At 38.3% G+C, this 10,345-nt stretch carries 10 protein-coding genes; all 10 read left to right on the forward strand.

Annotation, left to right across the window (positions count from 1 at the left end; translation table 11 throughout):
• Positions 1-781 precede the first annotated feature (781 nt).
• The 10 genes from AB1444_15455 (at position 782) to fliQ (ending at position 10,313) form a co-directional block, all read left to right on the forward strand.
• Positions 782-3,658, forward strand: a complete 2,877-nt coding sequence (locus AB1444_15455; GenBank protein ID MEW6528052.1) for a hypothetical protein — start codon at positions 782-784, stop codon at positions 3,656-3,658.
• 33 nt (positions 3,659-3,691) lie between these two features.
• The gene (locus AB1444_15460; protein MEW6528053.1) at positions 3,692-4,603 is read left to right on the forward strand and encodes a 6-hydroxymethylpterin diphosphokinase MptE-like protein; all 912 of its coding nucleotides are present in this window, start codon (positions 3,692-3,694) and stop codon (positions 4,601-4,603) included.
• Positions 4,600-4,791, forward strand: coding sequence for a flagellar FlbD family protein (locus tag AB1444_15465; GenBank protein MEW6528054.1), 192 nt, complete (start codon positions 4,600-4,602; stop codon positions 4,789-4,791). Before AB1444_15460 ends, AB1444_15465 begins: the two co-directional genes overlap by 4 nt.
• Positions 4,792-4,954: 163 nt before the next feature.
• A complete protein-coding gene (locus AB1444_15470; protein ID MEW6528055.1) occupies positions 4,955-5,734 on the forward strand; it encodes a motility protein A in 780 nt (259 codons plus the stop codon).
• Positions 5,734-6,513, forward strand: coding sequence for an OmpA family protein (locus AB1444_15475; protein MEW6528056.1), 780 nt, complete (start codon positions 5,734-5,736; stop codon positions 6,511-6,513). Before AB1444_15470 ends, AB1444_15475 begins: the two co-directional genes overlap by 1 nt.
• 199 nt (positions 6,514-6,712) lie before the next feature.
• Positions 6,713-7,249 carry a flagellar basal body-associated FliL family protein gene (locus tag AB1444_15480; protein ID MEW6528057.1) on the forward strand — a complete coding sequence of 179 codons (537 nt, stop codon included), beginning with the start codon at positions 6,713-6,715 and terminating at the stop codon, positions 7,247-7,249.
• 81 nt (positions 7,250-7,330) lie between these two features.
• Positions 7,331-8,386 carry a flagellar motor switch protein FliN gene (gene fliN, locus AB1444_15485; protein ID MEW6528058.1) on the forward strand — a complete coding sequence of 352 codons (1,056 nt, stop codon included), beginning with the start codon at positions 7,331-7,333 and terminating at the stop codon, positions 8,384-8,386.
• A gap of 40 nt (positions 8,387-8,426) precedes the next feature.
• Positions 8,427-9,230, forward strand: coding sequence for a flagellar biosynthetic protein FliO (locus AB1444_15490; protein MEW6528059.1), 804 nt, complete (start codon positions 8,427-8,429; stop codon positions 9,228-9,230).
• Between the two features lie 78 nt (positions 9,231-9,308).
• Positions 9,309-10,031 (forward strand): flagellar type III secretion system pore protein FliP, encoded by a 723-nt coding sequence (gene fliP, locus AB1444_15495; GenBank protein MEW6528060.1) that lies wholly within the window; start codon positions 9,309-9,311, stop codon positions 10,029-10,031.
• 9 nt (positions 10,032-10,040) lie between these two features.
• On the forward strand, positions 10,041-10,313 hold the full coding sequence (fliQ, locus tag AB1444_15500; protein ID MEW6528061.1) for a flagellar biosynthesis protein FliQ: 273 nt from the start codon (positions 10,041-10,043) through the stop codon (positions 10,311-10,313).
• Positions 10,314-10,345 lie beyond the last annotated feature (32 nt).

The following is a 10,345-nucleotide window of genomic DNA, read 5'->3' on the forward strand; positions in this document are numbered from 1 at the left end:
GTGACATTACTGTAACAGCACCATACAACCACCTAATCAACCCCCAGCGGGTTGACACCTCACCAATCCCCGGAGGGGATGACATTACTGTAACCACCAGCTGAGTAACACACTATCCAACCCCCAGCGGGGGTGACATTATTGTAACCACCTAACGGAGTGACACGCCGTCAAACCCCGGAGGGGTGACATTATTATTAATTCCCTTTTAGCGGGGTAGGTTTTCCGAGGGGCTGACTTTGTAACCCCTGGAATTTCCAAAACTTATAAGCCAAAAAAACAGGGTTCATTAATTTCCAGGACATAATACCATTTTTACCCTTCCTTTGTATTTGAGTCCAATTTATAATCCCTCATATTCCCAGCACTTTTGAAAAAACGTCCTATGTCCAGAATTTGACTAAAAATTTTACCACAAAAATACAATTTTCTTGCTTTGTTATATACTTGTTATCAATAAATTTCCCTTATCTTGGTTAGAATTTACGTTTTAAAAAATCGTTTTTTATATTTTTAAACATTATATAGTTTACACAACTCCGTATATAAGCTACTATTTTACTAACTATCGCATAACTGCTTCTCTTATATTTTTATTTTATTGAATCTGACCTACCATAAAAAACAAAATGATTTTGTTGTTGCAGTATTTTACAATTATTTTATAAATAAAACATACACAGTTTTTATACATTGGGTATACATTCATACAATAGTATTGTATCAAGCCATTACACATCTTGATAAATGGTATAACATAGTAACTTCAAGGTGGTACTGTATGTTAAAACGATTATTATGGATTTATATTATCCTTATTACTTTTTTATATGCATATACGCTCCATGCTGCAAGTATGTTCCATCCCCGGTATAACTGGTATTCCATTAAAACCAGCCATTTCTGGATACATTATCATGATGGTTTAGAGCAGGATGCAGTACGCCTGGCAGCTATTGCCGAAGAAGTTCATGAAAAACTTGCAAAGAATATCAACTGGCAGCCTTTTTTCCGAACAGATGTTGTATTGTGTGATACCACTGACATGGCAAATGGATTTTCCATGCCGTTTCCATATAACAGGGTACAGCTTTTTGTGGTAATGCCACATGTTGAGGATGCAGGCTTATCCAATACTGATGATTGGCTGCGTATGGTCTTTACTCATGAATATACGCATACCCTTACCATGGATATGATTGGTGGCATTCCGGAAGCAACACGCTATACCCTGGGAAGGGTATGCTTTCCAAATATACTCATGCCAGTATGGGCAGTTGAAGGATACCCGGTATTACAGGAATCTCAACGAAAGCCCTGGGGCAGACTCAATGCTCATTACACACGTATGGTTTTACGGCAGGAAGTATATTCAAAAAACCTTAAAGACATATCACTGGCAAGTAATTTTCCGCGGGAATGGCCTGCAGGGATGGTTCCCTATTTATATGGTGGTCTTTTTGTAGAGTTCTGTACACGAAATTATCCCGAAAAAGATTTTAATGAAATATTTAAAGAAAATGCAGATAATATACTGCCATTCCTGATGGAAAAGAATTTTAATGATGTGTATGGGAGGCGTGCCATAGATTTGTGGCATATATGGCAAAAGGAATTAATGAATGATCTGAATGATCAAATTGCAGAAATCAAAAAGCGTGGAGTGTCTGATTATACTATGTTGACCAGTACAGGCTTTTACACCAGTTTCCCACGGTTTTATAATAATGATATTGTTTTTGTTGCCATGACAAACAAAGAAAAACCATCATTGATAAAATATGATGCGCAGAATAAAACGTTTTCACGTTTAGCTTACGTTAACAATCCCAATAGTATAACTATAAATAATAATGCTATCATTGTGAGTGATATACAGTATTATCAGTCATTTGATTTGTTCAGGGATGTATTTGTTTACGACGCTCAATATTCACAAAAAACAAAAGGGTTGCGTGTTCAATATATTGAACCATTCAAATCTGGTTATGTTGCAATACTCTATGATAAAGGAAAATTTTCACTGGTACAGCTTGATGCTGCTTTTACCATACAGAAGTATTTTATACACAATACGCCTTTTCAAATTTCATATTTACGGGTTTTGGGCGATAGTTCTAAGGCAGTGTTCAGTATTGTGCATAATGGCTTCAGTGATATTGTCCTCTTAGACTTTGCCACCCAGCAAACAGTATTATTGACCAATGATTCCTTTGTCGATATTCATCCCACATTCCATCCTGATGGACAGAAAGTTATCTTTTCATCGGATAAGGATGGTGTGTTTAATCTTTATGAGATAGATATTATTAAGAAAAAAATTTCCCGTATCAGCAATGTCATTGGTGGAGCGTTTTTCCCAGATATAAACAGTGATGGCACAACCATAGTCTTTTCTTCATACGAAGCCAATGGATATAATATTGCACTGATGCCGTATGCAACAGGCCATTCACAGGAACTATCGCCCATACCCTTTACCATACCGCAAAATGAGGAACAAAAAGAAGTTTTACACCAGCCGTATAATCCGCTGTATTCCGTGATTGGACCATGGTGGGCACCATATTTTTATAGTGAAGAGTTATACCCTGACAAATATGATAATCATATTGGTTTCACAACATCGGGTAATGATACATTGTACAGACACAGTTATGCGTTGGGGTTGGATTATGCATTGCTACAGAAGAGGATGACACTTGCCCTTGATTATATTTATTCGGGTTTGTATCCTGATGTGTTTGTTTCATATAACGATGAAGGTATTTTTTTTGATGATACATTCCCGTGGGAGCCGCCTGATACTGTGGTCTATATGCGAAGGACTCTGAAACGCAAGGTATCGTCAGGTATTTCAGTTCCCTTTCAAAAATTTTATAATTATAATCAGTTGCTTTTGTATTATACCTATGAAAAAACGATGGTGAGTGAATATTATAGTAATGCTGTTTTTACTCATGATGTTGTTCTTGCAGGCTCGCACGTTGCGTTTTTGCATGATGGAACGTATACGGGAAGCTTTTCGGTAAGCCCTGAGGATGGCATGGTTTTTGAAAGCTATGCGGATATCTATGATTCTTCACTTTCTTCAGATATTTCATATTCCAAGGTGCGTGGTGGCCTGTATTATTTTTTCCGGGGTTTTGGTAACGATGTGTTAGCTTTTATGCTCAAAGGTGGTTATGCGCACAATGCGCCTTACTATCTGTATCCGTATAATATAGGGCGTTACGCAAAAGGCAAGAGTCAGGGCATCCCATCAAATGAAGATGCTTACAGCATGCGAGGTTTTGCCAAAGACATGTTTTATGGCAACAGGTTGGCGGTGGGTATTGTTGAGTATCGTATTCCTTTATTTCAGAACGATAGTGGCTACAGAATGCTGCCGCTCATGTTCAGGGATATGTGGTTGACACCATTTGTTGAGTATGGCAACATATGGATAAATTCAACATCTCTTAACGATTTTAAATATAGTATTGGTTCTGAACTTCATGTTCGCATCACTGCTGGATACTGGGCTGATATTGAAGGTTTTGCCGGAGTTGTTAAAGGCTATGGCGATTTTGGAGAGGTACAGGTGTATTTTGGCATAGCGACAGCCATGGAAGGTGCACTTAAGCAGCATACAATCATACGTACGGTAATACAGTAGCATGTAATTTCAACTGGTCAGGTTTCCATTTTTATGAATACTGAAAGCCTTTATCAGGCATTAAATCAAGGTTTATTGCAGGAACGGTATGCGATAATAAAGCGTAATATAACCAGGAATAAAGTATTGATAGAAAAATGGGGTGGATTGCAGAAGGTTGTTGGGCTTTTAAGTGGCAAGCATGTTATTGTGTGTGGTGCAGGCAGGAGTTTAAACGATGCTCTTAAAGTGTTGAAAAAATATCAATACAGAAAAGACCTTGCCATCATAGCAACAGATATGGCATACAGGCCGTTGGTATTGGCCGGAATTCAGCCGCATTTTTCCATATCATGCGAGGCCATGCCAGTTTCATATTATGCATTTTTACCCACATCATCCAGCCATCTTTTAGCGTTCAGTGGAGTAAGCTCACATACATTGACTGCCTGGAAGGGGAAAATCAGCTTTTACAACTGGATGATATATGAAAGCCCTTTTGATGTATTGTGGAAACTTGCTGGGGAGCATTTGGGGTATGTGGCCACAGCAAGTATTGTGACAACACAGGCAATATCACTGGCATTAGGGTGTTCCATTGCTTCCTTAACAATGGTTGGTAATGACCTGGCATTTAAGGACAATTATTATGCACAGCATACGGTGGTATGCCAGCGCTTTATCATGAATTACAATAGATTTTCAACAGCCAATTCAAATGATTATGCTATGATCCATAGAAAGAAAATGTATATGGTCAAACGAAGAGAGTCGATATATTATACTGATCATCAGTTTCTGGCTGCCAGGCAGTGGTTGGAAAACCTTTTTACAAACGTTACGGTACCAATATTTGATTGCAGCATTCCTGGTTGCAGTGAGCGTAAAGTCACTAAAATATCAATGAGTAAAGTTATGAGTATATTATTTCCTGAAAAACGAATAAAGAAAAGAGGCAGAGCATGATAACATTACATAAAATGAATGGCGAAGAATTTATTCTTAACGCAAATCACATTGAAACCATAGAGTCCAGACCTGATACAACCATAACTCTGACCAATGAAAAAAAATATCTGGTTAAAGAGTCAAAAGATGAGGTGTTATCACGTATTTATGAATATTATCATAAGGTGCTGACTGGATTGCAATAATTGCAAAAAAATTGATAGTTTGAGCGATAGTACCTGGTAAAGTATCCGGTAAGAATACTATAATAATTTAATAATTAATGAATAATTTTAAAATTTTAACCGAAAATTGTTAATAAGAATACATGTATGATTTGAATGGCTTCTTTAGGAGGGGTAATACTATATGGATCTTGCTACCGTTATTGGGCTAATAGTTGGTTTTACTAATATTATAATGGGAATAATTTTTGCCAAAGGAAATCCGTTGCTTTTCTTTGATATACCTTCAGTATTTATCACAATAGGGGGTTCTTTTTGTGCATTGCTCATTTCAAATCCTTTAAGCAAAGTTCTTAGTATCTGGAAAGTTGCCAAACATGCTTTTTTCCCGCCAAAGTATAATCCCAATGAACTCATCATAACCCTTGTTTCATTTTCTGAGAAAGCTCGCCGTGAAGGGTTGCTTGCATTGGAAGATGATCTGGATGAACTGGATGATCAGTTTTTGCGTAAGGGCATACAGCTTGTTGTAGACGGTACTGACCCTGAACTGGTGCGCCGCATCATGGAAACGGAACTTGAAAACATTATGGCACGCCATGATGAAGGCAAAAAGCTCTTTGATGACTGGGCAACATACGCTCCAGCATTTGGTATGATTGGTACACTGTTAGGTCTGGTTCTGATGCTGGTCAATATAGAAGATAAATCAGCCATTGGGCCTGGTATGTCTGCTGCTCTTATTACCACATTCTATGGTGCTATAATGGCATATCTGGTTTTGTATCCTATATCTGCCAAGCTTGGGTATATTAATAATCAGGAAATATTGATGAAACTAATTATGATAGAAGGTACATTGTCAATACAATCAGGGGATAACCCTCGAATTGTTAAGGATAAGCTGGTATCATTCCTTGATCCTAAGATGCGCGAAGCTATCACCAGTGAGGTTGGTGACTGATGGCAAAAAGGAAAAAATTAGAACTACCACCACCGCCACCCTGGCTTACCAGCTGGGGAGATTTAAATACCCTGCTATTAACGTTTTTTGTTATGATGTTTGATATTTCCCCAATTATTGGACAGGATTTTAATCTTGTTTTGTCTTCTTTTAAAGGATCATTGGGTATGATGCAGGGCGGATATTCGTTGGCTCGTGGCAGGATGGAAGAGATAGGGCTTAATATGCTCAATCTGCCCTCGAGTGAGCAGGGAAGGGCACTTGCAAAGATGCTGAAAAGAGCAGTTGAGGCTTTTAAGCCTGAAATTCAGGCAAAGAAAGTCAGAGTGCGCGAAGATGAAAGGGGTTTGATAATTACATTATCAAGTGATGCCTATTTTGAACCGGGGAGTGCAAAGCTTAAGGATGATATTATACCAATATTGAAAAAAGTTGCCCTAATTATAAAGTCAATGCCCAACTATGTGAGGATAGAAGGTCATACTGACAACAGGCCTGTACCTCCACGAGGTCTTGAAGAAGGGTATGCTACCAATTGGGAGCTTTCCTCTGCACGGGCGGTTAATGTGCTTCGATATCTCATAGAGGAAACAGGTGTAAATCCAAAGCAGATGTCAGCAGTTGCCTTTGGTGAATACAGGCCCATAGATGATAATAATACGCCTGAAGGCAGAGCCTATAATCGCAGGGTTGAGATAGTTATACTCAGGGATAAAGGTGTGGTTGAATCTGCTACACCTGAGATTGTAAGGCCTTTGCCTGACGAGGAATGGCGTTGATAAGACTATGTTAGGGGAGAAGTACAAAATATTGAAAAAAATTGATACATTTTAGTGACATAATCATAAATTAATTGACTTTTTTAATTAATATAGTATTATGTCGATAAATTTAGTATAACAATTAACCAACAATGTGTGTACAGTTTTTATTGATATAATACTAAACGAAATTGTAAATTGTTGGTGAGGTAAAAGAATGGGTGATGAAGAACGGGTCAATGTTGAGGAAATAGAGGAGCAGGAAAAGCCGGAAGAGGCAAAGGCTGCCGGTGCCTTTGAGACTTCACGTATTATAAAGATCCTGCTATATATAGCTGGCGCTATACTGGCAATATTTATTATCATTGGAATTTCGTATCTTGTTGCTAAATATGTTCAGGAACAACGCTATCAGCGTGAGCAGGATATAGTTCTTGCTCCACCTCCACCGCCATTGGCTCATTTTGATATGCCATCGTTTTCTATAACAACCAATGATCCAGAGCCGCATTTTGCTAAGATTACAATTTCTTTAGGATATGAAGAAAATGTAGAGCTAAATGCTGAGCTGGTTCAGCGTACTCCACAGATGCAGCATGTAGTTAACATTCTTTTACGTGATAAGTCATTTGAAGATCTGAATTCTGTAGATGATACGGTTAATTTAGCTGAAGAGATAAAAGCACACATTAATGTCTTGCTTTTAAAAGGCAAGATCAAAGAAGTCTATTTCAGAGAATTTGTTGTAAATTAGTGTAATATTTTGTATTATTAATTATGGTAAGTATTTTTACAAGAATTGTTTATTTAAGAATTCAACACACTGGAGGAAACAATGGGTGACGGTTCATTGTCCCAGGATGAAATAGATGCCCTATTACAGGGTGCTGATGATATGCTCTCTGGTACTGCCAGGGTACCGGCAGGTGACTTTGCACCTGCTCAGGCTGCTTTATCACCAGTAGAAAGAGAATCGGTAGCTGATTTTTTAAATAGCAGCATGGGCAGTGTAATGCCCGCATTATCCGGCTATTTGGGAAAGAATATAATAATTGGCAATGCCCTGGTGGAGGTAAAAAGTGCTGATCAGGTGCGTGCCGAATTCCCAAAGCAGTATGTGCAAATTGTAGTTAATTTTTCTGGGGGCGTGAATGGTAAGAACGTAATTCTATTATCAATGAATGATGCCGGGGTTATTTCCTCATTAATGATGGGAGATGATTCAGGTACACCACCTGGCACTCTGACTGAGGCTCATCAGAGTACATTGCAGGAATTTGTAAGTCAGATGATGTCCACTATTGCAACACAATTAAGTAATAAAATTGGTAAGGGTGTTAATACTACGGCTCCCGATTTAAAAGTTGTTCAGGGTAATATAGAAGTTCCAGGAACTCCAGATGTAGTAAAGGTAACCTATAACCTTACTATTCAAAATTTAATTAACTCCAAAATGTATCAACTGATGAATATTGAACTTGCAGGTGAAATTGCCCGTGGTGCTTATGTTCCGCAAATGCAACAGCCGGAATACAGGCCTGAGCCAGCACAGCCCAGAACAACTTCACAGGTGGGTATAAGCCCTGTTCGGTTCCCGCCATTGGGTGAAGGTATGCAATCAATTCCAACAGGCAACATTAATCTGCTACTTGATGTGCCCATGACGCTGACCGTGGAACTGGGTAGAACACGACAGCTGGTTAAAGATATATTGGGATTGGGTGAGGGTTCCATCATTGAGCTTGATAAATTGGCTGGTGAACCTGTTGACTTGCTTGTCAATGGTAAACTGATTGCCCGTGGTGAGGTTGTTGTTATTGATGAAAATTTTGGAGTTCGTGTAACTGATATCGTAAGCCCGGCAGAACGTATTGCCAAGATGCAGTCATAAACAGTTTTATAGCAACGGTAGTATTGTGTAGGGGTACTTAATGGAACGTGATATACCAATGATTGGTGATTATAGGAGTGTTATGAAAAAATTTTTTTACCATAGTGTTTTATTATGTCTCATTTTTATATTATGTCCCATTACCATGTACTATCGCCCCAATGATACTATGCTGTATGCAAAAGAAACCAAAACTGTTAAAGCAGTAAAGAATGATAAAGAAAAGAGCAGTGGGGAAAAAAGTAATGAGGTTGTTGATGTAAAGGAAAATGCTGCCCCAATAGCAGAAACTAAGGATGCTGATAAAAAAGACAATGAAGCGCAAAAAGGCGATTACTTATATAACTATGAGCAGCCTCAGGTTGAAGAGGAATCGTATATATGGCTTATTTTCAAAACTATCTTTGTGATGGGTGTGCTTATTGCAGGATTTTATTATTTTTTCAAGTTCATTACACAAAAAGTGGCAATAACAGCTATTGGCCAGGAGGTAATCACTATATTGTCGGTAGTACCACTGGGTCAGAATAAATTTTTACAGGTAGTGGATATTGCAGGAAGGGTATATGTGCTTGGTGTATCGGACAACAATATAAATTTGATTACTGAAATAAAAGATAAGGATGATATTGATAGAATACGGTTATTAAGTTCTAAATCAACGCCACCCAAACAAGGAGGTTTCCAGGAGTATCTGTCCACACAGTTGGGTAAGGTGCTTGATAAAATGAAAAATCCGGGGAGACCATCGCAGCGATTTACCACTGAAGAAAGAACAATTCATGATGATGTGCTGCTTTCATACAGGCAACGATTGAAGAAATTAAATGGTGATGATGAGTAAGATGGTATGAAAAGAATTAAAACTAAACATATAATTGTACTAATGATAACAATAGTAATGTTGTTTGGTATTGGTGTAATGTGTATAGATACAGCATTTGCCCAGAAAGCTGGCAATGTCAGAATGCCCATACCAAAGATAGGGTTTGATATTGAAGAGGCAAAAACACCCAAGGATGTGTCGCTAAGTCTGCAGATTTTATTCCTGCTCACTATTCTAACGCTGGCGCCTTCTATTATTATGATGATGACCTCATTTACCCGTGTTGTTATTGTGCTTGATTTTGTGCGCCGCGCACTATCGCTTCAGCAGATGCCCCCCACACAGGTTATTGTGGGACTTGCAATTTTCCTTACAATTTTTATTATGTCACCTACTCTTACCGAGATAAATGATAAAGCACTCCAGCCGTATCTTAAAGGGCAAATCAGCAACGAAGAATTTTACAATAGGGGTATGGAGCCATTGCGCAAATTCATGCTGAAGCAAACCCGTAAGAAAGATATAGCACTGTTTATTGAGCTTGCAAAATTAGAACGGCCAAAAACCGAAGATGATGTGCCAACGTATTGCCTTATTCCAGCGTTTATGATCAGTGAATTGAAACGAGCCTTTGAAATGGGTGTGTATATATTTATACCTTTTATAGTTATTGATATGATTGTGGCAAGTGCACTTATGGCAATGGGGATGATTATGCTTCCGCCTATCATGATTTCATTGCCGTTTAAGATTGTGCTTTTTGTGCTGGTGGATGGATGGAATCTGCTTACCTATGAGCTGGTGAAGTCATTTATGTAGGAGAAAATTATGACTGATGTTGAAGTAATAAAAATTTTACGCGAAGCATTGATGGTAACCATGGTGGTTTCAGCTCCCATATTGGGAATTGGCATGTTTGTAGGGCTCATCATCTCCATATTCCAGACCACAACGTCAATTCAGGAACAGACGCTGACATTTGTGCCAAAGATTATTGCTATCTTTGCTGCTTTGATACTGTTTGCAGCATGGATTCTGCATACACTGGTAGCGTATACAAAAGGATTATTCATGATGATTTCTAAATTGGGTGCCGGATAATGGAATATTTTGTATATCAGTTTCAGGCATTT

The sequence above is a fragment of the Spirochaetota bacterium genome (assembly GCA_040756435.1).
Lineage (GTDB): Bacteria > Spirochaetota > UBA4802 > UBA4802 > UB4802 > UBA4802.

Excerpts from the sequence above, each read along its gene's own strand:
- AB1444_15480 (MEW6528057.1), top strand. The coding sequence starts at position 6,713 with ATGGGTGATGAAGAACGGGTCAATGTTGAGGAAATAGAGGAGCAGGAA.
- AB1444_15470 (MEW6528055.1), top strand. The coding sequence starts at position 4,955 with ATGGATCTTGCTACCGTTATTGGGCTAATAGTTGGTTTTACTAATATT.
- AB1444_15465 (MEW6528054.1), top strand. The coding sequence starts at position 4,600 with ATGATAACATTACATAAAATGAATGGCGAAGAATTTATTCTTAACGCA.
- AB1444_15490 (MEW6528059.1), top strand. The coding sequence starts at position 8,427 with ATGGAACGTGATATACCAATGATTGGTGATTATAGGAGTGTTATGAAA.
- AB1444_15475 (MEW6528056.1), top strand. The coding sequence starts at position 5,734 with ATGGCAAAAAGGAAAAAATTAGAACTACCACCACCGCCACCCTGGCTT.
- AB1444_15455 (MEW6528052.1), top strand. The coding sequence starts at position 782 with ATGTTAAAACGATTATTATGGATTTATATTATCCTTATTACTTTTTTA.
- AB1444_15460 (MEW6528053.1), top strand. The coding sequence starts at position 3,692 with ATGAATACTGAAAGCCTTTATCAGGCATTAAATCAAGGTTTATTGCAG.
- fliQ (MEW6528061.1), top strand. The coding sequence starts at position 10,041 with ATGACTGATGTTGAAGTAATAAAAATTTTACGCGAAGCATTGATGGTA.
- fliN (MEW6528058.1), top strand. The coding sequence starts at position 7,331 with ATGGGTGACGGTTCATTGTCCCAGGATGAAATAGATGCCCTATTACAG.
- fliP (MEW6528060.1), top strand. The coding sequence starts at position 9,309 with ATGTGTATAGATACAGCATTTGCCCAGAAAGCTGGCAATGTCAGAATG.